The organism is Bradyrhizobium sp. SZCCHNRI2009 (assembly GCF_032485115.1).
Taxonomy (GTDB): Bacteria; Pseudomonadota; Alphaproteobacteria; order Rhizobiales; family Xanthobacteraceae; genus Bradyrhizobium.
The window spans coordinates 116,321-141,921 of record NZ_JAUEUH010000007.1; the positions used below are offsets into that span (position 1 = coordinate 116,321).

The window sequence follows — 25,601 nt, forward strand, 5'->3', positions numbered from 1 at the left end:
GTTTGCGGTGTTATCTAGCACCGATGGCTTCACTTCTTGGTAAATTCATCCTTCCCATCGCCGTTGGCGCGGTCGCCCTGGTGCTGTTTCTCGGCCTCGTCAACATGACGCGCGGCGGCTCGCCGAACCTGTCGCAGAAGCTGATGCGCTGGCGGGTGATCCTGCAGTTCGTCGCGATCGTCGTTGCCATGGCGGCGATCTGGGCAATGGGGCGCTGAGACCGAGACGCCGAGGCGTCGAGAAACGGACGTTGAGAACGCAGCATGGTGGTCCTGAATCGCATCTACACACGGACAGGTGACGACGGTACGACCGCGCTCGGCAATGGCGAGCGGCGTCCCAAGTACGATCTGCGCGTCTCCGCCTATGGAACCGTTGACGAGACCAACGCTGCGATCGGTGTGGTCCGGCTGCATCTGGCCGATGCGCCCGAGATCGATGCGATGCTCGGCCTGATCCAGAACGATCTGTTCGACCTCGGCGCCGATCTCGCCGTGCCGCAGCGCGAGGGCAAGGCGGAGCGGCTGCGCGTCGTCGCGAGCCAGGTCGACCGCCTGGAGCGCGACATCGATACGCTGAACGAGCGGCTCTCGCCGCTGACGTCGTTCGTGCTGCCCGGAGGGACTGCGGCGGCGGCGCATCTGCATGTGGCGCGTACCATTTGCCGCAGGGCGGAACGGATCATGACGGAACTCGCCGGCAAGCCTGACGAGCCGGTCAGCGAGGCCGCCATTCGTTATATGAACCGGTTGTCGGATTTCCTGTTCGTGGCCAGCCGGGCGGCAAACCGGAACGGCGCCGGCGACGTGTTGTGGGTGCCGGGCCAAAACCGTTAACCCGCAAAACCGTTAACGCGGGGGCGTGCGGGCCTGCGTTTTTTCCCCCTCGCGCGTTGACCGGGGGGTACGGGGGCTTTAGGTTCCGCGCCCGAAAGGTCAACCCCGGACAATTTAGAGCGAAAGAGGATCGATGAAGGTTCTGGTGCCGGTCAAGCGGGTGGTCGATTACAACGTCAAGGTCCGCGTCAAGAGCGACGGATCGGGCGTTGAGCTCGCCAACGTCAAGATGTCGATGAATCCGTTCGACGAGATCGCCGTCGAGGAAGCGCTGCGGCTGAAGGAAGCCGGCAAGGCGACCGAGGTGGTGGTGGTCTCGATCGGGCCCGCGCAGGCGTCCGAGACGATCCGCACCGCGCTCGCGATGGGCGCCGACCGCGGCATCCTGGTCAAGGCCGAGGGCAACGTGGAACCGCTGGCGGTCGCGAAGATCCTCAAAGCCGTGGCGCAGGACGAGCAGCCGGGTCTGATCATCCTCGGCAAGCAGGCGATCGACGACGATTCCAACCAGACCGGCCAGATGCTGGCCGCGCTGCTGGGCTGGGCGCAGGCGACCTTCGCCTCCAAGCTCGAGGTCGAGGGCTCCGATTTCAAGGTCACCCGCGAGGTCGACGGCGGCCTGCAGACCGTGAAGCTCAAGGGGCCGGCGATCGTCACCACCGACCTTCGCCTCAACGAGCCGCGCTACGCGTCGCTGCCGAACATCATGAAGGCGAAGAAGAAGCCGATCGCCGAAAAGACCGCCGCCGACACCGGCGTCGATCTCACGCCGCGGCTCGAAGTGCTCAAGACCACCGAGCCGGCGGGCCGCAAGGCCGGCGTCAAGGTCAAGGACGTCGCCGAGCTCGTCAACAAACTCAAGACCGAGGCGGGGGTGCTCTGATGGCCACGCTGCTGATTGCCGAACACGACAATGCATCCATCAAGGACGCCACCAACAAGGCGCTGACGGCGGCGACAGCCCTCGGCGCCGATGTCGACGTGCTGGTCGCGGGCCAGGGCGCCAAGGCTGCGGCCGAAGCCGCCGCCAAGCTCGCCGGTGTCAAGAAGGTGCTGCTCGCCGATGATGCGGCCTACGCGCATGATCTCGCCGAGCCGCTCGCCGACCTCGTCGTCAAGCTCGCCGCGAACTACGACGCGATCGTCGCGCCCGCGACCTCGCGCTTCAAGAACGTGATGCCGCGCATCGCCGCCCTGCTCGACGTGATGCAGGTGTCGGAAATCATCAAGGTCGTGGCGCCCGACACGTTCGAGCGTCCGATCTATGCCGGCAACGCGATCCAGACCGTGAAGTCGAAGGACGCCAAGAAGGTCATCACCGTGCGCACCTCGACCTTCGCCGCCGCAGGCGAGGGCGGCAGCGCGTCGGTCGAGACCGTGGCGGCCGCCGGCGATCCGGCGCTGTCGACCTTCGTCGGCGAGGAGGTCGCCAAGAGCGATCGTCCCGAGCTGACCTCGGCCAAGATCATCGTCTCCGGCGGCCGCGCGATGCAGAGCCGCGAGAACTTCGCCAAGTACATCGAGCCGCTCGCCGACAAGCTCGGCGCCGGCGTCGGCGCCTCGCGCGCCGCGGTGGATGCCGGCTATGCGCCGAACGACTGGCAGGTCGGCCAGACCGGCAAGGTGGTCGCGCCGGAACTGTATGTCGCGGTCGGCATTTCAGGCGCCATTCAGCATCTGGCCGGCATGAAGGACTCCAAGGTGATCGTCGCGATCAACAAGGACGAGGACGCGCCGATCTTCCAGGTGGCCGATTACGGTTTGGTGGCCGATCTTTACCAGGCGGTTCCGGAGCTGACCGAGGCGCTCGGCAAGCTCGGCAAATAACGCTGCTGGCACCGGCCGCGTGGGACCGCGGCGGCCGGTGTTCTCACTTCCAAGGGCATGGGCGGGCGCAGCAGGCGTGCCGTTCGGGTGGATGACAACATGGCTCAGATCAACAAGCTCGGAGTGATCGGCGCAGGACAGATGGGCAACGGCATCGCGCACGTTGCCGCGCTGGCCGGCCTCGACGTGGTGCTCAACGACGTCACTGCCGACCGGTTGAAATCGGGCATGGCGACCATCAACGGCAATCTGACCCGCCAAGTCGCGAAGAAGGTGATCTCCGAGGACGCCCGCAACCAGGCGCTCGGCCATATCTCGATCAGCGAAACCCTCGATGGCCTCGCCGATTGCGATCTCGTCATCGAGACCGCGATCGAGAAGGAGGACGTCAAGCGCAAGATCTTCCACGATCTCTGCGCGGTGCTGAAGCCGGAGGCGATCATCGCCTCCAACACCTCGTCGATCTCGATCACCCGGCTCGCCGCCTGCACCGATCGCCCCGAGCGCTTCATCGGCATTCATTTCATGAACCCGGTTCCGCTGATGGAGCTGGTCGAGCTGATCCGCGGCATCGCCACCGACGACGCCACCTTCGAGGCGGCCAAGGAGTTCGTCGGCCGGCTCGGCAAGCAGGTCGCCGTTTCCGAGGACTTCCCGGCCTTCATCGTCAACCGCGTGCTGCTGCCGATGATCAACGAGGCGATCTACACGCTCTACGAGGGCGTGGGTAATGTCGAGGCGATCGATGCGGCGATGAAGCTCGGCGCGCATCACCCGATGGGGCCGCTCGAGCTGGCCGATTTCATCGGTCTGGATACCTGTCTGTCCATCATGCAGGTGCTGCACGAGGGGCTGGCGGATTCCAAATACCGGCCGTGCCCGCTGCTGGTGAAATATGTCGAGGCCGGCTGGCTCGGTCGCAAGACGCAGCGCGGCTTCTACGACTATCGTGGCCCCAAGCCGGTGCCGACCCGCTGATTTTACCGCCGCCGGGCTCGACCGATACGCTTCGTTAAGGCTCCTCGGTTAGCGTGCCGCTAGCGAGGTAAGCGCGTATGGACATGAGCTTGGTGGCTGCGGTCATGGCGCAGCAGGCGAGTGCGACACAGCAGCAGGTCGCCACGTCGGTGCTGAAGCAGAACCTGAACGCCCAGAAGGATGCGGTGCTGACGCTGCTCGGCGGCGCGCAGCAGACATTGTCGCTCGCCAATGCCGGCCCCGGCGTCGGCGGCAACCTCAACATCGCCGCCTGAGTTCTCCCGATTAGAGTCCCGCGGCGGCCTTCGATGTCGCCGCCTGGATCAGCTTGACCGCGTCGGCGCTGTCCCACTCGGCGGGACCCGCGATGGTCGCGATCTCGCAGCCATTGCCGTCGACCAGCACCGAGGTCGGCATCCCCAGCGCGCGGCCGACCGCCTTCAGATCCTGGAACACCTTGGCCTTCGGATCGGCGAAATAGGCGAGCTGCGTCAGCTTGGCGTCGGCGAGGAACGTCTTCGGCTTCTCCGGGTCGCGGGTGTCGATGTTGACCGCGACCACCTGGAAGGCGTCGCTGCCGAGCTTGGCCTGCAGCCCGTCCAGCGCCGGCATCTCCTTGCGGCAGGGCACGCACCAGGTCGCCCACAGGTTCAATAGCACCGTCTTGCCGCGGAAATCCGACAGCTTCTTCGCTGCCCCCGTGCCGTCCTCGAAGGCGAGATCCGGCAGCCGCAGCGGCACTGTTGCCGCCGTCAGCGCCGCCACCTCGCCCTTGATCAGCGGTGCGATCCGCTTGGCGGTGTCGACCGCCGCCTGACAGGCCTGGTCGCCCGCCGGCCGTCCCTTCAGCAATCCGCCAAGGGTCACCGCCGCGATGCCGGCCACGGCGACCACCGCCACGGCACCGGCCGCGAGCAGCGTCCGCCGCGAGGATGCGGGGCGGGCAGGGGACGGGTCAGGCTTATCGTTTGTCATCTCGGGTCGGTTGCGGCTATCAGAGGCGCGAATTTCGGGATACCGGACGGTGTGTCCCATCCAGCGGCGGTCAGCAAGGTCTTGGAAGCGGTTCAGGCATGAGCAACACGATGTGGGGCGGACGGTTCTCGGAGCGTCCCGACGAGATCATGGAGGACATCAACGTCTCGATCGACGTCGATCGCCACCTTTACGCGCAGGATATCGCCGCTTCCAAGGCGCACGCCGCCATGCTCGCTGCCCAGGGCATCATCACGTCTGCTGATGCGAAAAATATGGCCAGGGGTCTAGACACGATTTTGTCAGAGATCACCAAGGGTTCGTTCGAGTTCAAGCGGGCCCTGGAAGACATCCATATGAATGTCGAGAGCCGGCTCTCCGAGCTGATCGGCCCCGCCGCCGGCCGCCTGCACACCGCGCGCTCGCGCAACGACCAGGTCGCGACCGACTTCCGCCTGTTCGTCCGCGACACCATCGACGACATCGACGCGGCGCTCGCCGCCTACCAGCACGCGCTCGCCACCCGCGCGCTCGAATACGCCGGCACGGTCATGCCCGGCTTCACCCATCTGCAGACCGCCCAGCCCGTCACCTTCGGCCACCATCTGCTCGCCTATGTCGAGATGGCCGGGCGCGACCGCGGCCGCTTCATCGATGCCCGCAAGCGGCTCAATGAATCGCCGCTGGGCGCCGCCGCACTCGCCGGCACCTCGTTCCCGATCGACCGCCACGCCACCGCCGAGGCGCTCGGCTTCGACCGCCCGATGGCCAATTCGCTGGACGCCGTGTCCGACCGCGATTTCGTGCTGGAGACCCTGTCGGCCGCCTCGATCTGCGCCGTGCACCTGTCGCGCTTCGCCGAGGAGATCGTGATCTGGACCTCGCCTTTGGTCGGCCTGATCAAGCTGTCGGACAAGTTCACCACCGGCTCCTCGATCATGCCGCAGAAGCGCAACCCGGACGCCGCCGAGCTGGTGCGCGCCAAGACCGGCCGCGTCATCGGCGCGCTGAACGGGCTGCTGATCGTGATGAAGGGCCTGCCGCTCGCCTACCAGAAGGACATGCAGGAGGATAAGCAGGGCGCGATGGAGGCGTTCGCGGCGCTGTCGCTCGCCATCCGTGCCATGACCGGCATGGCGCTCGATCTCGTGCCGGACGAGGCCCGCATGAAGGCCGCAGCCGGCGAGGGCTACGCCACCGCGACCGACCTCGCCGACTGGCTGGTGCGCACGCTCAAGATGCCGTTCCGCGAGGCCCACCACGTGACGGGGCGGATCGTGGCCTTGGCCGCCAAGCAGGGCGTCGCCCTGCACGAGCTGCCGCTGAAGGCGATGCAGGAGGTCGAGCCGAAGATATCAGCCGAGGTGCTCGGCGTGCTCTCGGTCGAGTCCTCGGTGAAGAGCCGCACCAGCTACGGCGGCACCGCGCCGAAGAACGTGGCCGCGCAGGCCAAAGCCTGGCTGAAGCGGCTGGAAAAACAGCGAAAGTAGGGCTCCCGTTCGAAATTTGATCGGCCCGGCGTGGCACTCCCGCACTCGTCAGGCCGGTGCATTCTCTGTATGGTGCCGCCCGCATGGGGATTTCACACGTGAATCGCGCTCGCCGTCCAACCTCCGCCGCCCGGGTCCTGCTCGTCCTGGGCGCTTCAGCCCTTCTGCTGGCCGCCTGCGGCCGCAAGGGTCCGTTGGACCTGCCGGCCAACTCCCCGCCGGCGCCGCAGATGTCGGCCGCTCCCGCCGACACCGCGACGGATGCCGCCAACAAGCCCGGCCTGTTCAACTCCGGCTACGGCGCCGACGCCGCCCCCGCCGCCACCCGCGGCCAGAAGAAACCCTTCATCCTCGACCCGCTGCTCGACAGCAAATAGAGCTCGAACTCCCTCTCGATCAGCGCTCGATGCCACCCTCCCCTGGAGGGGGAGGGTCGCCTCACGGTGAGCGCAGCGAAGCGTGAGGCGGGGTGGGGCGATCTCTCCACGCGCACCGTCCTCGCGGCTTCACCCCACCCCGCTCGCCCGCTTCGCGTGCGATCGACCCTCCCCCTCCAGGGGAGGGTGGCAGCGCGGGTTTGACAATCCGACCCATTTCCCGGCAATTCGCCGCCACAATCATTCATCTCGCAGCCCGCGCGCGGACCTGACCCATGAACCACTTCGACTACCGCGACGGCGTGCTGCACGCCGAGGCCGTCAATCTCGCCGAGCTCGCAGCCCGCGTCGGCACCCCGTTCTACTGCTACTCCACCGCGACCCTGGAGCGGCATTACCGCGTGTTCGCCGACGCCTTTGCCGGCCAGGACGTGCTGATCTGCTACGCGATGAAGGCCAACTCCAACCAGTCGGTGCTGCGGACGCTCGCCAAGCTCGGCGCCGGCGCCGACGTCGTCTCCGGCGGCGAATTGAAGCGCGCGCTGGCGGCCGGCATCCCCTCGCGCAAGATCGTGTTCTCCGGCGTCGGCAAGACCGAGGCCGAGCTGCGCGCCGCGCTCGCGGCCGACATCCACTGCCTCAACATCGAATCCGAGCCCGAGCTCGATCTGCTGGCGCGCCTCGCGGTCGAGACCGGCCACACCGCCCGCATCTCCGTGCGCGTCAACCCGGATGTCGATGCCGGCACCCACGCCAAGATCTCGACCGGCAAGTCGGAGAACAAGTTCGGCATCCCGCTGGAGCACGCCCGCCGCGTCTACGCCCGCGCGGCGAAGGTGAAGGGCATCAAGGTCACCGGCGTCGACGTCCATATCGGCAGCCAGATCACCGATCTCGGCCCGATGGAGACGGCGTTCCGCATCCTCGCCGACTTCGTGCAGACCCTGCGCGCCGACGGCCACGACATCTCCCATGTCGATTTCGGCGGCGGCCTCGGCATCCCCTATCACATGGACCGTGCGGTGCCGCCGGAGCCCGCCGCCTATGCCGCGATGGTCAAGCGCGTCTCGCACAATCTCGGCTGCACCCTGATGTTCGAGCCCGGCCGCATGATCGTCGGCAATGCCGGCATCCTCGTCGCCAAGGTGATCTACGTGAAGCACGGCGAGGCCAAGAACTTCGTCATCATCGACGCCGCGATGAACGACCTGATCCGCCCGACGCTCTACGAGGCCCATCACGACATCCTGCCGGTGACGCAGCCCGCGCCGGGTGCGCCGTCGTTCACAGCCGACATCGTCGGCCCGGTCTGCGAGAGCGGCGACTACCTTGCGCTCGACCGCACGCTGCCCGAGCCCAAGCCGGGCGATCTCCTCGCCATCATGACATCAGGCGCCTACGGCGCCGTCCAGGCCTGCACCTACAACACCCGCGCGCTGGTTCCCGAGGTGCTGGTCAAGGGCGACCAGTCCGCGGTGATCCGCCCGCGGATCGAGGTGGAGCAGCTGATCGCGATGGATACGCCGGCGCCGTGGCTGTGAGGGGCAAATCTTTGTAGATTGGCGGTTCGTCGATCTACCGCCTCCGCGCAGCGCTCTTCGTGCGGCGTCACGGCAACCGGGAAATAGCGGGATGAGTCTTGACCATGCCCTGGTTCGAGAGCTGCGCAAGGCAGCCGAGGCCGGTGCTCCCGCATCGCAGCTTGTGTTGATGGTTAGTCGCCACCTGGATGCCCTCGATACCAACTTTCGTCTGTACGCGATTGCTTATATGCGGGAAGCGTTCTTTCTATCAGTGCGCGAGGCTAGCACGGTCGGGGCGCTTTCGATTTTCCCGGACGGGAATTCATCTGCGGAGCAGATCGATGACGAGATGAGGCCGATTCTCAACGCGACACGACCGAGATGGGTGTCGCAATAGGAGCGAGCGTCGCACTCCGCCAGCCCGAAGTCACTCAACTATCCCCTCACTTCACCATCAGGACACCCCCATGAGCATTCGCGTCGGCATCGTCGGGATCTCGGGTTTTGGCGGCGGCGAGGCGATGCGCCTGGTCGCGGGGCATCCGGCGTTCGAGCTGGTCTACGCCGCGGGCGAGGGCAGCGCAGGCCAGCGGCTGGCGGAGCGCTTCCCCGGCGTGCCGGCCAGGCTCGCCGATCTCGTGATCGAGAAGTGGGACCCCGCGCGCCTGCCGCAGCTCGACGTGCTGTTCGCCTCGCTCCCCACCGGCGCCTCGCGGGAGGCGCTGGCGCGCGTGCCAAGCAGCGTGAAGATCGTCGACATCGGCGGCGACCACCGCTACGCCGACGGCTGGACCTACGGCCTCGCCGACGTCTGGCCCAGGGAGATCGCAGGCAAGACCCGCATCGCCAATCCCGGCTGCTTCCCCGCGGCGGCGCTGACCCCGCTGGCGCCGCTGCTCGCCGACAAACTGATTTCGCCCGACAACATCGTGATCGACGCCAAGACCGGCATCTCCGGCGCCGGCCGCGGCGGCGGCACAGGCTTCGGCTACGCCGAGAGCAACGAGAACCTGATCCCCTACGGCCTGCTCAAGCACGTCCACATGCCCGAGATCATCAGCACCATCGCGCGGATCAGCGGCGGCAGCGCCGCCGGCCTCGTGTTCACGCCGCATCTGGTGCCGATGACCCGCGGCATCCTCACCACCATCTACGCCCGCGGCCGCGCCACGACGGCGCAGTGCCTCGACGCCGCCCGCCGCTTCTACGCCGACAGCGCCTTCGTCCGCGTCACCGACACGCCGCCGCAGACCAAATGGGCCACCGGCTCCAACCTCGCCTTCGTCAGCTACGCCGCCGACCCCGAGCGCAACCTGGTGATCGCGCTCGGCGTCGTCGACAATCTCGGCAAGGGCGCAGCCGGGCAGGCGGTGCAGAATGCGAATCTGATGTGCGGGCTGCCGGAGACCGCGGGGCTGGAGGGGGCGCCGGTCTGGCCGTGAGGTCGGCCGCGATTGTCACAGCAGCGGGAGACGGCACGGGTGATCAAACGGCGTCTCTCCTCAGCGTTTGATCCGGTGCACCGTCATCGTGGTCCCCACTCAGAAGCCCGTCGAGAGCGCGACCTCGCGCCATCGGGCGATGATGGCGGCGTCGGAGGCGTGCTTCGCCTCGATCGCCGCGACGGTGTCGGCCCCCAGTGGTAACCGCACCGGCGGATCGGGCTCGCCGGCGAAGTCGACGAGCACCCGCGCGAGCTTGTCGGGATCGCCGGGCTGGGCGCCGTTGACGGTGCCGGCGTTCGCGCGGACCCGACCTGCCGTCGCGCTGTAATCGGGGATCACGATGCGGCTGACCTTCAGCGACGAGGCGTCCATGAAGTCGGTCCGGAAGTAGCCCGGCTCGATCGCCGTCACATGGATGCCGAGCGGCCTGAGCTCGGCGCGCATCGCCTCCGACAACGCCTCGACGGCGAACTTGGTCGCGCCATAGACGCCGAAGCCGGCCGAGCCGCGATAGCCGCCGATCGACGAGATGTTGAGGATGCGGCCGGACCGTGCCTTGCGCATGTGGGGCAGAATGGCGCGGGTGACGGCCAGGAGTCCGAACACGTTGGTGCGGAAGACGGCCTCGATCTCCTCTTGGCTGGTTTCCTCGACCGCGCCCATCAGGCCGAAGCCGGCGTTGTTGAGGAGCACGTCGATCCTGCCGAAGCGGTCGATCGCCGCCTGCGCCGCCGCGACCGCCTCGCTCTCCCTGGTCACGTCGAGCGCGAGGGCCAGGAGGTCGGGATGCGCCCCGATGCGATCGACGATCGCCTTCGGATTGCGGGCGGTCGCCACGACGGCGTCGCCTCTGTCCAGCGCCCGCTGCGCGACCAGCGCGCCGAAGCCGCGCGAGGCCCCTGTGATGAACCAGACTCTCATCGGACTATTCCTCGGATATTGCCGTTGCGTGTGAGGCTCGTGGGTCGCGCCGGCTCATGCCGCCGCGATGTCGATGGCGATCTTGCCGGTGCCGCCCGTCTTGAGCGCGTCATAGGCCGCACCGGCGTCCTCGAGGGCGAACCGGCGTGGGTCGAGCAGCGGCGTGAGCTTGCCGGATTCCACCAGCTGTGCGGCCTGGGCGAGGATCTCGCCGTGATGCCGCCGTCCCTTGCCGTCGAGCAGCGGCAGCAGCGTGAAGACGCCGGAATAGGTGCCGCCCTTGAACGACAGCGGCGCCAGCGGATGGGTGCCCCAGCCCAGCGACGAGGTGACATGGCCGAACCGCGCGACCGCGGCGAAGGCGGTGTCGAGCGCGCCGACCGTGTCGTAGACGACGTCGAAGCCGCGGCCCGCCGTGATGCGCTCGACGGCGTCGGCGATCGGTTCGTTGCGGTCGATGAAGACAGCGCCCAGGCGCTCGATCACCGGCCGACTCTCTGGACGTCCCGTTGCGAAAACCGTTGCGCCGAAGGCGAGGCCGAGCTGGACGACGATGTGACCGACACCGCCGGCGCCGCCCAGGACGAGCAGCGTCTGTCCCGGCCGGATGCCGACGCGATCGACCAGACCTTCCCAGGCCGTGATCGTCACCAGCGGCAGGACGGCCGCCTCGCGCATGCTGAGGTTCGCCGGCTTGGCCGCGAGCAGATCCGCGTCGGCGCTGACATATTCGGCCAGCGTTCCCGGGTGGCCGCCGACTCCGCCGACCATGCCGTAGACCTCGTCGCCCGGACGAAACCGGGTGACGCCTTCGCCTGTGGCCTCGACCGTGCCGGCCATGTCCAGGCCGAGGATGGCCGGAGCCGGTTGCCTGGCATGCGCGGCCTGGCCGGCATGGATCTTGGTATCGAGCGGGTTGGTGCCGGCCGCGGCGATGCGGACAAGGACCTCGCCGCGTCCCGGCGCGGGGCGGCTGATCGCGGTGACGCGGAGCGGCGCGCCGGTTTCGTGGAGAATGGCAGCCTTCATCGAGATGGTCATGGCGACCTCCTGTTGTGATGGAGGCATCATCGGCCGTCGTGCCATGAATGGACATCATCGAGTTCGTATGTAATCCATTCAGTTTTGAATGGGCGTCTCGTGTCCGTCGCCCCCGTCGTCGAAAGGCCTCGCATGGAGTGGAGCGACCTGCGGATCTTCCTCGCCATCGCGCGCGAGGGCACGCTCGGCGCGGCCGCGCGCCGGCTCGGCCTGTCTCAGCCGACCATGGGACGCCGCCTGGCGGCGCTCGAAGCGGCCGTGAGCCAGACGCTGTTTCAGCGCACGGCCGAAGGCTTCGTGCTGACTCACGAGGGCACGGCGGTGTTGGCCCACGCCGAGCGGATGGAGGAGGAGGCGCTCGCGTTCGAGCGGCGCCTGGCGGGCGCGCAGGCGCAGCTCGACGGTTTTCTCAGGATCTCGTCGTCGGATTGGTTCGGCCGCCTGATGCTGACGCCGGTTCTGGCCGAATTCGGCCGGCTGCACCCGCGCGTCTGTGTCGAGCTCTTGACCGACGCGCGGCTCTACAGTCTTCCCCGCCGCGAGGCCGATCTCGTGTTTCGCATCCGCGCGTTCGACGAGCCGGAGGTGATCTCGCGCCGGCTCCTGCACATCCCCTATGCCGTGTACGGCCCGCACGACGGCCCGCAGGCCGTCGAGGGCGATGGCCGGGGGATCAGGGTCGTCACCATGGACACGGCCTTCGCCGACATGCCCGATGCGCGCTGGCTGGCGAAGCGACTGCCGAAGGCCGAGGTCGCGATGCGCAGCAACAACCGCGACGTTCAGGCCATGCTATCGGCGCAAGGCGCGGGCCTCGCCGTGCTGCCCCGGCCGCTCGGCGACGCGACGCCGGGCCTGCGGCCCGTCGACATCGGCGAGCAGCCGCCGGGGCGGGACACCTATGTCGGCTATCACCGCGATCTGCGCCGGCTCGCCCGGCTGCGGGCGCTGCTCGACCTCGTCATCTCGCAACTGGCGTCCGCGTGAGATACGTTTGACACTGCGGCGCTCTCGATCTCGTCGGCGCTCCGGATATAGTCCTCCGCGTGCCTCGAGTTTTGTGCAGTGTCACCGTAATCCAATGGATGGCGGGGGCCGCGGTTGTGAGCGGAAAGTCTGCAGGTCGGCGGTTGGCGGTCAGACTACCTCAACCTAGCCGAGACTTTCCTGCAACGCCCGCAGTAAAAATTACGTTTATGGTCAATGTCTTGGCTGATATATGGCGATCTGAAACGTTGCTGAAAGATTTCCTTGCTTTGAGTGGATGATTGTGGCAACAATTCATTGTCGGGCCGGAGAGATCGCCATGAGTCGTGATGCTGCAATCGGAAGCCACCTAGCCGCTCTACGCGAACAGGCGCGGCTCAAACAGAATGAGCTTGCCAAGAAGCTCGAATGGAGCGCGGCCGTGCTATCGCGCGTCGAGAGCGGCGAGCGCTCGCTCACAGACGACGAGCTCGACATTCTGCTGCGCGGGATCGGGACGCCCGAGGCCGCCCGCCTCAAGGAGATTTTGGCTAGGCGCTGGAAAAGATTGCCGGAGCCGTCGCTCAGCGATGCTGATGCTGATTTCCTCTATGAGGCCGAGCAAGTGGCGCAGGAAATCCACGCCCTTGCAGAGCAGCCGGACGTGAAGCAGCTCTTTGAGCGCCGCCTCGTGCGTTACGAGGAAGAACTGCGCTCGGCGGCGCAGCATGTCCTCGACAAGCGCTACCGCGTTGCCTTCATGGGGACCATCGGGGTTGGAAAGTCGACCAGTATTTGCCGCATTGAGGGTCTGGAATTGCCGAGCGCAAAAGGCATGCCCAATGCGGTGCTGGAGACTGGGGCTGGCGGCATCACCATCTGCGACGTTCATGTCCGAAAGGGACCGGGCTATGGCTTGATCATTGAGCCATGCAGCGAAGATGAGATCCGACATCACGTCATGGACCTTGCCAATTCGCTGTTGAACCCTGCGAAGGTTTCTGACAACGAGGATGACGAGGCGGGAACTGGCTCGCCGGGCATCTCGCGGGAGATCGACCGAGCGCTTCGCAGCATGACCGGTCTGCGGCGCCGCCGCTCGGAGCGCAAGCCGGATGGTAGCATCATTCCGGCGAGCGATGATGCGCGCGACCTCGCCGTGAGCCATCCAGATGCCAAGGCTCTTTCTGTCGAAATTCTTGCCCGGATGGAGCTTCACCGGCGTGACCGCCGCGATCTCTGGCACGACGCGGCTACCGGCAAGCCGCCGCTCGTATGGCTTCAGGAAAACTTTGAGAAGATCAACAACGGCCGCCATCCCGAGTTTACTGTCCCGAAGCGAATCGAGGTCGTGGTGCCGGTCGATATCCTTGGGGATCAAACGGCCGAGATCACGCTCATCGACTCCCGCGGTATCGACGATCTAGCAGCGCGGGCCGACCTCGAGCAGCATTTCGACGATCCGCACACGCTTGTAATGCTCTGCACCCTTTTCGCGCAGGCTCCCTCGACGGAGGTACGGCAACTCTTGACCCGCGCGAAGGAAGCCGGTGTCCGCACCCTAGGCACGCAGGCGGCCATCCTGGCATTGCCAAGGGCAGGCGAAGCGCTTGCGGTGAAATTCGAAGGCGAACTCGCGCAGTCCGATCAGGAAGGCTATGACCTCAAAGGCGACGAGGTGAGGCTCAAGCTTCACGCGCTAGGCCTCGACCATTTGCCGATCGCATTCTTCAACTCGGCCACAGATGAACCCGAGAATCTCCGGGCTTTTATTGCGGCCAGAATCGAAGCCATTCGCGAAAGCCACCGGGCAACGCTGCGTGAAATCGTGGCCGGCGCAAAGGACCTCCTTGCCAACTATGAGAAGGAACAGGCTGCTGAGACGATGCGCGCTGCGGGCCGGCGCCTTTCAATCTGGCTGAGGGACAACACCGACTTGCCGCGGTCATCATCCCGGCGAGTGCACGATAGCCTTATGTCTACGACGCGCGCTGCGCACTGGAAGACAATCTACGCGACCATCAGCCGCCGCGGCGGTTGGCCGAATTTGGATTATGCCCACCAGCTTAGTCATGGTGCGCGCCGCATTGCGACGCAGATCGTGGAGGCTAAGATCGAGGCCTTTAAAACGCTCGCTGGCAACATAATCAGCGACGAAGAGCTGGTGGAAGCTCATGATCTTGCCAAGCAAGCTGTCCGCGCGCTGGAATCCGGATTCGACGAGATGATTCGCAACGCACAGCTGGTGGGTGAGAGCATCTACGCCGACGACTTGCGCGAGGATCTCGAATTCTGGCGTACCTGCAGCGCCATCGAGGGGCGCGGTTACAAGGACCGCGTCAATCAACAAAATCAGCACTGGTTCGATGAAAAACGTCACGGCGAGGCTGAGGCGCGCGTGATGGATTTAGTAGCGCAGAAATGGGGTGAGGCCGTGACCGAGGTCCGGGCCTTGCTGCCGGAGGGCTGAACCGGTGGCTCGATCTGTCGCAAATCGAGGCTGCAAATTCGAAAGTACGGGGCGCCAATCTTGCTTGGCGGCTTTGGGGGGAGCTCGGTCATGAAGACCGAGCCCTGTTGTGTTGCTGGTGTCGGACTATTACTTGCCAGAGGCCAGTTCTCGAAGGACTTCAACCAACGTTTGCGGATAGATCCGTAGTGCGTCGTAAGCGGCCTCCGAACGACCCATCATCATGGGGTCGCTATTGTGCGCCCTGAACTGGTTCACTGTTCGGAGGACCATCTCGTCCTCGCGAAAGCGGCTGGGCTTCTTTAGAGACCACTGCCCTCCCGCATCTTTGACCGCAAACTCGCTTTGAGCAGCGAGCAGAGGGAAGATGATCCCCGGAGATACCCAGGTAATCTTGTTGTTGGCGTCGCGGCGAACGGCCCGGCCGCCCTTTTTCGTTTCATCCCAGATGTGGTGACCGTTCCAAGCAGGATGGGCTTCCCACTTCTGGTACTCAAGCAACGCATAGGGTGCAATCTGCACAGTGAAATCGTACTTCGCCCGCGCTGCAGGATCGGTCTTCTTGTCGTCGTGCCACGAGCAGAAGTTCGTGAGACACTGCTCAGGGTTCTTGTAGGCCCTCAGTTTTTCAGAAGCCGAGTGATTTCCCGACACAGACGAGGGCATTAGCAGTCGCGTAAGCTGAAGCACGCGTCGAGTATCAATGACGCCTTCATCGTCGCTTTCTGCTTTGCGGATTCGTGCGCCAGGAAACGTCCGGCGAATGCTTTTTTCCAGATCGTCAAGCTGGTGGCGCGCCCCAGCCTCGGTCAGGCTCTTGATCGGCGTGGCGATATTCCGGGCGATGGCCGTCTCGGTGACCTCTCCGGCGTCGGGATCGACGATGATTGACGCCCTTACATAAAACGGCGGATCCTCATCGTCTTCCAGGCCCTCGCTGGCAACCAGAGCGTCATGATAGGCTCTGATTTCCCCCTGGGACTGCGCGCCGTTGATGATGCTGGGATCCACCAGTGTAACATGCTTCTCGTTGTCGTCCACCGCGATAGCGGCAGCCGTAATTACGAAGCCGCTATTACGAATAATGAATCGCTGCGGCTCATTCTCAATCGTGTCACGGATAGCATCGTGAACCCGGTTGCGCTTACGCGGATTATATTCAGCTAGATATGCCCGGAGGTTTTCTTTGGTGTTCAGCTTGAGGATTTCCCAAGCAGACAGATTGACAACGAAAGACTGAACACCGAGGTCTTTTTCGTCTGGCGACGTTGTGTTGCGAACTATCTGATAGTTAAGGCGCACGCGGTTAGGGGCGTGCTTCCCCGCTTTTGGAGGACGCATCTTGGTCTCTTTCTGTGCCGCTACCTGACCCGAGTGACCACATCTGCGATCCTCAGCAATAGACGGTAAGATTGCCGTGCCAGATTCTGAGCAGTATTGTCAATACTGAAAGTTGAGTTTCGCGCGCCTGCACTCAACTCAAGGCCAGAATGGTCCCAAGGGAATGTCTTGGAGGCGGTCGATCTCCAGAATGGAGCACACCACACTACACCTAATTGCGGTGGTCGGTTGAATGCTGTCTGTGTGGTAATCGCGAACGATAAAGAGGCGATTGGCAACACGTCCAGGTGAACCTTCTATTTGGGGTCGACGATCTGCGCGCAAGGCGTGCGCCGCTCGTTGTGTCAAATAGCTAAATTCTCGAATACTTTCGGCGCGTTCACCGTATTCGGTCGCTCTACCAAATTTCGTCTTGCGCTTTATCCGAAATCATGCTCTATTCCCCGCATCCCGTCCCGCTGAGGGGGCGCTTCGCGATCGTCACGGACGTCGGGTGCGGGATGCGGTGGGCGCATTGGGGCGCAGCGCGGGTTGTCCTGCGCGGACGAACGATCCCGGTGCGACGGTGAAGTCGCGTGGTTCTGGCATCCCGGTGCTGATGCCAAGTTGGCGGTGACGAATCGCCGGCGACGGGGGCAAGACAGCCGTTCCCCGGGAAGATCGCGTATAAATCGTAACACCATCGCGCAGGGAAGGCCGGGTGATCTCGGCTGAGCCTGTGGTTCTGCCGCGTGCTTTTTGTTGCACGCGGACCATGGGCGCCGGCCGGCGCCCGGTCTTCCCTGCGCCCTCTGTTCGGTGAGGGTGAGATGTCGGGCATCACTCGGGCGCCGAATGCGTCGCGAGAAGGACGGTGCTCGTCTCGCCGATGATTTCTCCGCGGGGGGGTTGATCATGTGCATCGTGACGTTCGCCACGAGTCATTGCGAGGAGCGCAGCGACGAAGCAATCCAGAATCCCGCCCGCAGCCCCTGGATTGCTTCGCTGCGCTCGCAATGACGGGAGTTTGGGGCGGGCGGCGTGCGTCACACTCGGATGTCGATGTCATCGGGGCGCCCACAGTCACTGGGGCGCTCCGTAGCTTTCCGGGAACCCGGCCGGTCACACTCCCGTGTGAACCGCGGCTGGCGGCGGGAAAGCCCGCGCAGAGCGGGTGCCTCACGGCTGCCTTTGTGCTAGGGTGAACATCCGGGCAACCTGGAGAGATTGTTGAGCGGCATCACCCCCGAGCCGGCCGGGCCGGCAAGCAGCACGCCCGATGGCCTTCCGCATGATGGCCTGGCGCGGCTCAAGCTGGCGCAGGCGCTGAAGCGGGCGCGTCTCGCCATCGCCTGGGAGCGCGGCTGGCCGCATCTCGCCCGGCTGCTCACGGTGGTCGGTCTGTTCCTGATCGTCTCGTGGGCCGGCCTCTGGCTCGGGCTGCCGTTCGCGGTCCGCATGATCGGCGTCGGGCTGTTTCTGCTGCTCCTGCTCGGCGCCGCCGTGCCGATGCTTAGATATCGCTGGCCGACCCGCGACGAGGGCCTGGCGCGGCTCGATCGCGGCTCGGGCATCGCCCATCGCCCCGCCACCGCGCTCACCGACACGCTGACCACCAAGGATCCGATCGCGCACGCGCTGTGGCAGGCGCAGCGCGAGCGCACTTTGGCCTCGATCAAGCGCATCCGCGCCGGGACGCCGCGGCCGCGGCTGTCGCTGCACGACCCCTGGGCCGTGCGCGCGCTGGTCATCGTGCTGCTGGTTGCGACCTCTATCGCGGCCGGCGACGAGCGGGCACTGCGCGTGGCCTCGGCGTTCGACTGGAACGGCGTGCTGACGCCGGTCACGGTCCGCGTCGATGCCTGGGTCAAGCCGCCGCTCTACACCGCGAAGCCGCCGATCATCCTGTCCGCCGCCAACAAGGAAGGCGCGGTGCCGTCGAGCGGCCCGATCGTGGTGCCCCAGGGCTCGACGCTGATCGTGCGTTCCAGCGGCGGCAATCTCGACATCATCACGTCAGGCGGCGTCGCCGAGGCGGCGCCCGGCGAGGTCGCGGCCGGCGAGGCCGCGCCGAAAGGCACCACCGAGAAGCACTACACGATCAAGACCGACGGCACCGTTCACGTCCGCGCGCCCGCAGGGCAGCCGCAATGGGTGTTCGCGGCGACGCCGGACAAGCCGCCGGTCATCAGCATGGCCAAGGACCCGGAGCGGCAGGCGCGCGGCTCGCTGAAGCTGTCCTACAAGCTCGAGGATGATTACGGCGTCACCGAAGCCCGCGCCAAGGTCGCTGCGCGGCCTGTCGAAAGCAAGCCTGCCGAAAGCAACGAAAGCAAGACGGCCGACGCGCCCGCCGCACGGCCGCTGTTCCAGCCGCCGGAGTTTCCGCTGGTGCTGCCGAACGCGCGCACCCGCAACGGCGTCGGCCAGACCGTCAAGGATCTCAGCGAGGACCCGTACGCCGGCGCCGACGTCACGCTCACGCTGACGGCCAAGGACGAGGCCGGCAACGAGGGCACCAGCGAGCCGTTCGAGACGAGGCTGCCGGAGCGGCTGTTCACCAAGCCGCTGGCGCGGGCGCTGATCGAGCAGCGGCGCATCCTCGCGCTCGACGGCAACCGCAACGCCGACGTGTTCACCGCGCTCGACGCGCTGGCGATCGCGCCGGAGCTGTTCACGCCCGAACTCGGCCAGTATCTCGGCCTGCGCTCGGTGACGCGCCAGCTCGAGGCGGCGCGCACCGACGATGCGCTGCGCGAGGTGGTGGCGAGCCTGTGGGCGCTCGCCGTCACCATCGAGGACGGCAACATCTCCGACGTCGACAAGGCGCTGCGCGCGGCCCAGGACGCGCTGAAGCAGGCGCTGGAGCGCGGCGCCAGCGACGAGGAGATCAAGAAGCTCGCCGAGGATCTGCGCAAGGCGATGGACAACTACATGCGCCAGCTCGCCGAGCAGTTGCGCAACAACCCGCAGATGGCGCAGCGTCCGCTCGATCAGAACACCAAGATCCTGCGCCAGCAGGATCTGCAGAACATGATCGACCGCATGGAGCGGCTGTCGCGGCAGGGCGACAAGGAGGGCGCGCGCGAGCTGCTCGAGCAGTTGCAGCAGATGCTGGAGAATTTGCAGATGGCGCAGCCCAACCAGGGCGGCGACAACGACATGGAGCAGGCGCTCAACGAGCTCGGCGACATGATCCGCAAGCAGCAGCAGCTCCGCGACAAGACCTTCAAGCAGGGCCAGGATTCGCGCCGCAACCGCAACAAGCAGCAGGGCGATCAGGACCAAGGCATGGGCGACCTGCAGCAGGACCAGCAGGCGCTGCGCGACCGCCTGAAGCAGTTGCAGGACCAGCTCGCCAAGCGTGGCATGGGCCAGCAGGGCGAAAAGGGACAGAAGGGTCAGAAAGGCCAGAAGGGGCAGCCCGGCCAGCAAGGTGAGCAGGGGGATCAAGGCGACCAGGGCGATTCCGGCGACGGGCTCGACGATGCCGACAGCGCGATGGGCGATGCCGGCAGCCAGCTCGGCGACAACAATGCCGACGGCGCCGTGGAATCGCAGGGCAAGGCGCTGGATGCGCTGCGCAAGGGCGCGCAGAGCCTCGCCGAGGCGATGCAGCAGGGCGACGGCGACCAGCCGGGCGACGGCCCCGGCCAGCGCGCCGGCCGCCAGCAGGGCGCGCAGCAGACCGACCCGCTGGGACGTCCGATGCATCCGGGCCGCGACATCGACGATTTCTCGCAGAAGATTCCCGGCGAGATCGACGTGCAGCGCGTCCGCCGCATCCTCGAGGAGCTGCGCCGCCGGCTCGGCGATCAGTCGCGGCCGCAGCTCGAGCTCGACTACATCGAGCGGCTGCTGAAGGACTATTGAGGATGGATCGGCCACGGGAGATCATCCCCGTGGCTCATCGTTGTTTTGACCGGAGGCCGCGCAGTTCAGTAGCGCTTTTCGGACAGGATGCGCGCCGCGTGCTGCAGCCGGTCGACGGAGCGCTCGGTGTCGGTCAGCGCGCAGCAGCTGACCAGCGTGTCGATGATCGCGAGCTGCGCGACGCGGCTGCTCATCGCCTCCGGGCGATAGCGCGTCTCGTTGGCGACGGTGTAGAGCAGCACCTCGCAATGCGCCGCCAGCGGCGACTTGCCGAGCCGGGTGATGCCGATGGTCCGCGCACCCGCCGCCTGCGCCAGCCGCGTCGCCAGCACCGTCTCGACCGTGCTGCCCGAATGCGACACCGTGACGGTCGCGACGTCGGGGCCGGCCATCCCGGCGCTGACCGCCTGAACATGCGAGTCGACGATGGCGTTCGCCGCGAGCCCGAGCTGCAGCAGCCGGTACGACAGATCCTGCGCAATCGGCGCCGAACTCCCGATGCCGTAGATCTCGACGCGCCGCGCCTCGCGCAAAAGTCTGGCCGCCTGCGCCAGCGCGTCCATCGACAGCAGCCGCCGCGTCTCCTGCAGCGAGGCGGCATGCGCCGCGAAGATGTGGTCCGTCACCGTCGCCGGATCATCGCCGCGATGCAGGTCCTCCTGGATCAGCCGGACCGGCTCGATCAGGTCCCGCGCCAGCATGATCTTGAGCTCCTGGAAGCCCCGCACCCCGACCCGCCGGCAGAACGACACGATCGTCCCCTCGCTCACGCCGCAGGCTTCCGCGACCTCGGTGATCGACATGTGGATGAACGGCTCCGGCCGGGCGATGACCAGCTCCGCGATCTGCCGCGCTTTTGGCGGCAGCTCGTTCTGCAGCTCCCGAATACGAAACAAGATGCCGTTCACGCCCGGCCCAGAACGAAAGGTCGATCCCGTCACGCTGTGCCCCGATACGCTGTGCCCGATGCTGAGAAAATCTCATTCAGGTTCATTTCGTAAATAAAAATTTCACAGCGCTGTCAAGTCGCGCTGATACGCCAGGGACGTTCGCAGGAGCAGGTCGGGCTCGCCCCGCCAACCCTGAATACGTTCTTCAAGATTTCAAAAGGTCGTATCAGCATGACAACACGTCGCGATTTCTTGGCAGGCGCCACGGCGGCGGCTGCCTTCGCCAGCATCCGCCAGGCGCTGGCCATTCCGGCACGGCGCCGGACCGGCACCATTCAGGACGTCAAGCACATCGTCATCCTGATGCAGGAGAACCGCTCCTTCGACCACTACTTCGGCACGCTGCGCGGCGTCCGCGGCTTCGGCGACCGCTTCCCGATCCCGCTGGAGAGCGGCAAGCCGGTCTGGTTCCAGTCCGACGGCAGCCGCGAGATTCCGCCCTATCACCGCGACTCCACGACCTCCAACGCGCTGGTCGGCTACGGCACGCCGCACTCCTTCGGCGACAGCCAGGCGGCGTGGAATCAGGGCAAGATGGGCTATTGGGCGAAGTACAAGACGCCCTATGCGATGGGCTATTTCGGCCGCGACGACATTCCGTTCCAGTTCGCGCTCGCCGAGGCGTTCACGATCTGCGACGCCTACCACGCCTCGATCACCACCGGCACCGATCCCAACCGCATCGTGTTCTGGTCGGGCTCCAACTTCAATCCGGCGCTGCGCGCGCAGGGCATCAACTCCACCACCAACGATTCCGAGCCCAACAACCTGCGCTGCTGGCCGAACCCGCACAATTGGGTGGCCGGCCAACCGCAACCGCAGGCGACCTACAAATATGTCGGCAGCGACTTCGCCTGGGACACACTGCCCGATCTGCTGAACAAGGCCGGCGTCAGCTGGCACATCTACCAGGACATGAACGACAACTGGACCGGCGCGATGCACGGCTGCCTGGCGTTCTCCAGCTTCCGTCATGCGCAGCCGAACGATCCGAACTACCTGCACGGCCTGACCGGCGGTCCGGATTATCTCGACCGGCTGAAGGCCGACGTGATGGCCGGCACCGTGCCGCAGGTGTCGTGGATCCTGCCGACGCAGGCCAACTCCGAGCATCCCGGCGGCGGCAGCCCGACCCGCGCCGGCAATTTCACCGACCAGGTGCTGGAAGCCCTGACCGCCAATCCCGAGGTCTGGAGCCAGACCGTCTTCTTCCTGACCTTCGACGAGAATGACGGCTTCTTCGATCATCTGCCGGCGCCCGCGGTGCCGTCCTACGACATCAACGGCAAGCTGATGGGCAAGGCGACCTTGCCGCTCGACGGCGAGTATTTCTCCAACACCGTCGGCAACGTGCTGACTGCGACCGACACCATCAGCGGCAACATCCGTCCCTGGGGCCTCTCCGCGCGGGTGCCGATGTACGTCGTTTCACCTTGGAGCAAGGGCGGCTGGGTCAACTCGCAGGTGTTCGACCACACCTCGATCGGTCGCTTCCTCGAGAAGCGCTTTGCGATCAAGGTCGACGCCATCAGCCCCTGGCACCGCGCCGTTTCCGGCGATCTCACCTCGGCGTTCGACTTCGCCAGCCCGAACGATCCGCGCTTCCCGGAGCTGCCCGATCAGAGCAACTGGCAGGCCTCGGACGCGCACCAGAAGACCTTGCCGGCGCCGGTTGCGCCCGCGACGCCGCAGCCGCTGTTCCAGGAGAGCGGCGCGCGCTATTCGCGCCCGCTGCCCTACATCCTGCACGCCACCGCAAAGGTCGACGCCGCGGCGGGCAAGGTGAAGCTGTTGTTCGCCAACACCGGCTTTGCCGGCGCGGTGTTCCACGTCTACGACAAGCAGCATCTCGATCTCATTCCGCGCCGCTACACCGTCGAGGCCGGCAAGATGATCGACGATGAATGGAGCGTCGGCAGCGATGGCCTGTATGATCTCTGGGTGCTCGGCCCGAACGGCTTCCATCGTCATTTCAAGGGCGACCTCGACAAGGTCAGGCCGTCGAATGCCGCCAACCCGGAGATCTTCGTCGGCTACAACGTCTTCGAGGGCGGCCTGCACATGCAGCTGCGCAACGACGGCCATGCCCGCGTGAGCTTCACGGTGAAGTCCAACGAGATCTATGGCCCGTTGCAGGCCGTCACCGCCTCGGTCTCGGCCGCGCTGGAGCCGCAATGTCCCGGCTTCGGTCCGCGCCCGGGCTTCCATCCGGTGGGTTTTGGCGTGGTGCCGGGCTTCCGGTCCGCGCCCGACTTCGATGCTCCCGGCTTCGGCTTTGGCGCACCGACCTTCTTCCCCGGACCGAGCCATGGCGGCCCATCGACGTCGTGGACCGTCAAGGTGTCTGCGCCCGGCCGCCACGGCGAGCTCTACTGGCATCTGCGCAAATCCGGCCTGTGGTACGACTTCGTCGTCACCAGCGACACCGACGACAGCTTCTATCGCCGCGTCGCCGGCCACGTCGAGACCGGCCGCCCCTCGTTCAGCGACCCCGGGATGGCGCTGGCCGATCGCTTCTGATCGATGCATCTCATACGAGGTTCGGGGAGGGCGCCCATGGGCGCCCTTTCGCTTTGCTTCAGGCGCTGCCGAGATCGTGGATCGCGGGTGACAGTTGGCCTGCCGAGATGTTCAGCGTCGCCAGGGTGATCGGCAGCTTGAAGCGGCGCGGCCCTGCGCTGCCCGGATTCAGGTAGAGCACGCCGTCGCGTGTCTCGACGCCTGCGCGATGCGAATGACCGGACACGACGACGTCGATACCCGCCGTTGCAGGGTCGATCGCGAGGTCGTGAACGTCGTGCACGACATGGACGGCACGCGTGCCGAGCCTGACGGTCTCGGTCGCAGGATATGCATTCGCCCAGTCTGCCGTGTCGATGTTGCCGCGGATCGCAGTCACCGGCGCGATCAGGCGAAGCCGCTCGACGATCTCGTGCCGGCCGATATCGCCGGCGTGGATGATGTGGTCGACGCCCGACAGACATCGCACTGCCTCCGGCCGCAGCAGCCCATGAGTGTCGGAGATGATTCCAACTTTGAGCATCGTTTCCTGCCGGCGTGATGGGCATCGCCTCAGGCGATCGTGAGAATCTCCAGCTCTTGTCCGGTAACCTCGACCACGTCGCCGGCCGATTTGCCCATCAGCAGGCGAGCCACAGGGGAGACATAGGAGATCATGCCGCGCTTCGGATCGGCCTCGTCCTCGCCGACGATGGTGTAGGTCTGGACGCGGCCGTCGCCGCGCTTGAACGTCACCGTGCTGCCGAACGCGATCTGCCCCGTCGATGTCGGCGCCGGCATCACCTGCGCGGTCCGCACCCGCGCTGCAAAGTAGCGCGCGTCGCGCAGCGGCAGCGCCGACTCCCGTCGCCGCTCGTTGACGTCCTCGATTCCCTGGGCCGCTTCAAACGCCGCCTGCGCTTCGCGCAACTGCGCCTCGAGCGCCTTGAGTCCGGCCGCGGTCACGAGGTTCGGATGCGGCGAGACCGGCCGGTCGGGCAGTTGCGTTTCGGCCGCCGTCTCGGCGCTCTCTTCCTTGGTGAATGCGACGCTCACGCCGGACTCCTGAAAAGGGCCGCGAGATGTCGCGGCCCTCAGGGAGAGATCATGCCGGCTGCGCGGATTTCAAGCCGTGTCGCATGCCGCGCGCGAGCGCGCTTGACAGCAGCGGCTACGCGCATTCTAATATACGAACTATAGTTCGCAATCCGAACCTTAGTCAATCCGAATGCCGGTCGTCAAGGCCGGCGTCAAGCAGGAAACGTCGGAGCCTCCACGTGGACGAGGACAGCAAGGCTGGCAAAAGCGTCGTGCAGTCGCTGGCCAAGGGCTTTCAGGTGCTCAATGCCTTCACCAGCGAGGAGCCGGAGCTGGTGCTCGCCGACGTTGCGCGCCGCGCCGCGCTCGACAAGGGCACCACGTTCCGACTGCTCAACACGCTCGTGATGCTCGGCTACGTCGAGAAGGTCGGCGACTCCAGGCGCTTCCGCCTGACGCTGAAATGCCTCGATCTCGGCTTCAACGCGATCGCGCGCTCGGAGCTGCGCGATCAGGCGCGTCCGATCCTGCGCAGTCTGGTCGGCGAAATGAACGAGGCTGCCTCGCTGGCGGTGCTCGACGGCAGCGACATCGTCTATGTCGAGCGCATCCAGGCGGGCCTCGTCCGGCTCGGCGTCGACGTCCGCATCGGCAGCCGCGCGCCGGTCTATTCGACCGCCGTCGGCCAGGCGATCCTGTCGTTGCTGCCGGTCGAGACGCAGATCGAGGTGCTCGAGGCGCAGCCGCGCATCAAGCGCACCGAAACCACGATCACCGATCTCGACGCGCTGCTGCAGCGCCTGCGCCAGGTGAAGGCTGCCGGCTACGCGCTGTCAAATCAGGAAAATGCGCCGGGGCTGTGCGTGCTCGCCGCGCCCGTCATCGACCGCGACGGCGTTCCGCTCGCGGCGATCAGTATCGCTGCGCCCACCATGCGCATCACCGCGGACGACTTCGAGCGGCTCGGCGTGGCGCCGCTGCTCAGAGCGGCAGCCCAGCTGTCCCGGGCTCTGGCGGCCATGGGCGGGGCGACTGCGACGGTCGCGAAACGATGAACGTCGATGTGACGAAA

General features: G+C 66.0%; 23 protein-coding genes. 16 read left to right on the plus strand and 7 right to left on the minus strand.

The features are described 5' to 3' along the window. Positions 1-23 precede the first annotated feature (23 nt). The 6 genes from QX041_RS24145 to QX041_RS24170 all read left to right on the plus strand — a co-directional run bounded on the left by QX041_RS24145 (position 24) and on the right by QX041_RS24170 (position 3,916). On the plus strand, positions 24-218 hold the full coding sequence (locus QX041_RS24145) for a twin transmembrane helix small protein (protein ID WP_315718162.1): 195 nt from the start codon (positions 24-26) through the stop codon (positions 216-218). A gap of 45 nt (positions 219-263) precedes the next feature. Then, positions 264-836: a cob(I)yrinic acid a,c-diamide adenosyltransferase gene (locus QX041_RS24150; protein WP_315736202.1), complete on the plus strand. Its 573-nt coding sequence runs from the start codon at positions 264-266 to the stop codon at positions 834-836. Between the two features lie 133 nt (positions 837-969). Beyond that, a complete protein-coding gene (locus QX041_RS24155) occupies positions 970-1,719 on the plus strand; it encodes an electron transfer flavoprotein subunit beta/FixA family protein (protein ID WP_315718150.1) in 750 nt (249 codons plus the stop codon). After that, positions 1,719-2,663, plus strand: coding sequence for an electron transfer flavoprotein subunit alpha/FixB family protein (locus tag QX041_RS24160; RefSeq protein ID WP_315718148.1), 945 nt, complete (start codon positions 1,719-1,721; stop codon positions 2,661-2,663). Before QX041_RS24155 ends, QX041_RS24160 begins: the two co-directional genes overlap by 1 nt. A gap of 99 nt (positions 2,664-2,762) precedes the next feature. After that, positions 2,763-3,641: a 3-hydroxybutyryl-CoA dehydrogenase gene (locus QX041_RS24165; protein ID WP_315718147.1), complete on the plus strand. Its 879-nt coding sequence runs from the start codon at positions 2,763-2,765 to the stop codon at positions 3,639-3,641. Between the two features lie 77 nt (positions 3,642-3,718). Continuing rightward, the gene (locus QX041_RS24170; protein ID WP_315718145.1) at positions 3,719-3,916 is read left to right on the plus strand and encodes a putative motility protein; all 198 of its coding nucleotides are present in this window, start codon (positions 3,719-3,721) and stop codon (positions 3,914-3,916) included. 10 nt (positions 3,917-3,926) lie between these two features. Here QX041_RS24170 and tlpA read toward each other — a convergent pair whose 3' ends face one another. Next, positions 3,927-4,616 (minus strand): thiol:disulfide interchange protein TlpA, encoded by a 690-nt coding sequence (gene tlpA / locus QX041_RS24175; protein ID WP_316166744.1) that lies wholly within the window; start codon positions 4,614-4,616, stop codon positions 3,927-3,929. Between the two features lie 98 nt (positions 4,617-4,714). Here tlpA and argH point away from each other — a divergent pair, with 98 nt between their 5' ends. The 5 genes from argH to argC all read left to right on the plus strand — a co-directional run bounded on the left by argH (position 4,715) and on the right by argC (position 9,448). Next, complete coding sequence (argH, locus tag QX041_RS24180; RefSeq protein WP_316166746.1) at positions 4,715-6,106, plus strand: argininosuccinate lyase; 1,392 nt, start codon at positions 4,715-4,717, stop codon at positions 6,104-6,106. Positions 6,107-6,189: 83 nt separating this feature from the next. Beyond that, entirely contained in the window at positions 6,190-6,483 is a 294-nt protein-coding gene (lptM, locus tag QX041_RS24185) for an LPS translocon maturation chaperone LptM (RefSeq protein WP_315718142.1), read from the plus strand. 275 nt (positions 6,484-6,758) lie between these two features. Beyond that, a complete protein-coding gene (lysA, locus tag QX041_RS24190; RefSeq protein ID WP_316166747.1) occupies positions 6,759-8,024 on the plus strand; it encodes a diaminopimelate decarboxylase in 1,266 nt (421 codons plus the stop codon). Positions 8,025-8,115: 91 nt separating this feature from the next. Further along, on the plus strand, positions 8,116-8,403 hold the full coding sequence (locus tag QX041_RS24195) for a hypothetical protein (RefSeq protein ID WP_316166749.1): 288 nt from the start codon (positions 8,116-8,118) through the stop codon (positions 8,401-8,403). A 70-nt stretch (positions 8,404-8,473) separates the two neighbouring features. Further along, a complete protein-coding gene (gene argC / locus QX041_RS24200) occupies positions 8,474-9,448 on the plus strand; it encodes an N-acetyl-gamma-glutamyl-phosphate reductase (RefSeq protein ID WP_316166750.1) in 975 nt (324 codons plus the stop codon). A 99-nt stretch (positions 9,449-9,547) separates the two neighbouring features. On the opposite strand, the gene QX041_RS24205 is transcribed toward argC, so the two are convergent. Together QX041_RS24205 and QX041_RS24210 are read right to left on the minus strand one after the other, a co-directional pair. Next, on the minus strand, positions 9,548-10,372 hold the full coding sequence (locus QX041_RS24205; RefSeq protein ID WP_316166752.1) for an SDR family NAD(P)-dependent oxidoreductase: 825 nt from the start codon (positions 10,370-10,372) through the stop codon (positions 9,548-9,550). A 54-nt stretch (positions 10,373-10,426) separates the two neighbouring features. Further along, a complete protein-coding gene (locus QX041_RS24210; RefSeq protein WP_316166753.1) occupies positions 10,427-11,413 on the minus strand; it encodes a zinc-dependent alcohol dehydrogenase family protein in 987 nt (328 codons plus the stop codon). Between the two features lie 132 nt (positions 11,414-11,545). Between QX041_RS24210 and QX041_RS24215 the strand changes: the two genes are divergently transcribed. Beyond that, a complete protein-coding gene (locus tag QX041_RS24215) occupies positions 11,546-12,400 on the plus strand; it encodes a LysR family transcriptional regulator (RefSeq protein ID WP_316166754.1) in 855 nt (284 codons plus the stop codon). A gap of 319 nt (positions 12,401-12,719) precedes the next feature. Then, positions 12,720-14,849 (plus strand): helix-turn-helix transcriptional regulator, encoded by a 2,130-nt coding sequence (locus tag QX041_RS24220; protein ID WP_316166755.1) that lies wholly within the window; start codon positions 12,720-12,722, stop codon positions 14,847-14,849. Between the two features lie 129 nt (positions 14,850-14,978). On the opposite strand, the gene QX041_RS24225 is transcribed toward QX041_RS24220, so the two are convergent. After that, positions 14,979-16,190, minus strand: coding sequence for an AIPR family protein (locus tag QX041_RS24225; RefSeq protein ID WP_316166756.1), 1,212 nt, complete (start codon positions 16,188-16,190; stop codon positions 14,979-14,981). 1,209 nt (positions 16,191-17,399) lie between these two features. Between QX041_RS24225 and QX041_RS24230 the strand changes: the two genes are divergently transcribed. Further along, positions 17,400-20,042, plus strand: a complete 2,643-nt coding sequence (locus tag QX041_RS24230; protein WP_316166757.1) for a TIGR02302 family protein — start codon at positions 17,400-17,402, stop codon at positions 20,040-20,042. Positions 20,043-20,107: 65 nt separating this feature from the next. Here the strand turns inward: QX041_RS24230 and QX041_RS24235 are convergent, their stop codons facing one another. Beyond that, positions 20,108-20,938, minus strand: a complete 831-nt coding sequence (locus QX041_RS24235; RefSeq protein WP_316166758.1) for a MurR/RpiR family transcriptional regulator — start codon at positions 20,936-20,938, stop codon at positions 20,108-20,110. Between the two features lie 225 nt (positions 20,939-21,163). Between QX041_RS24235 and QX041_RS24240 the strand changes: the two genes are divergently transcribed. Continuing rightward, on the plus strand, positions 21,164-23,512 hold the full coding sequence (locus tag QX041_RS24240) for a phosphocholine-specific phospholipase C (RefSeq protein ID WP_316166759.1): 2,349 nt from the start codon (positions 21,164-21,166) through the stop codon (positions 23,510-23,512). A 58-nt stretch (positions 23,513-23,570) separates the two neighbouring features. On the opposite strand, the gene QX041_RS24245 is transcribed toward QX041_RS24240, so the two are convergent. Continuing rightward, positions 23,571-24,035 (minus strand): metallophosphoesterase family protein, encoded by a 465-nt coding sequence (locus QX041_RS24245; protein ID WP_316166760.1) that lies wholly within the window; start codon positions 24,033-24,035, stop codon positions 23,571-23,573. Between the two features lie 29 nt (positions 24,036-24,064). After that, positions 24,065-24,547 carry a transcription elongation factor GreA gene (gene greA, locus QX041_RS24250; protein WP_316166762.1) on the minus strand — a complete coding sequence of 161 codons (483 nt, stop codon included), beginning with the start codon at positions 24,545-24,547 and terminating at the stop codon, positions 24,065-24,067. 221 nt (positions 24,548-24,768) lie between these two features. On the opposite strand from greA, the gene QX041_RS24255 reads away from it, so the two are divergent. After that, complete coding sequence (locus QX041_RS24255; protein WP_316166763.1) at positions 24,769-25,584, plus strand: IclR family transcriptional regulator; 816 nt, start codon at positions 24,769-24,771, stop codon at positions 25,582-25,584. The last annotated feature ends 17 nt before the right edge of the window (positions 25,585-25,601 follow it).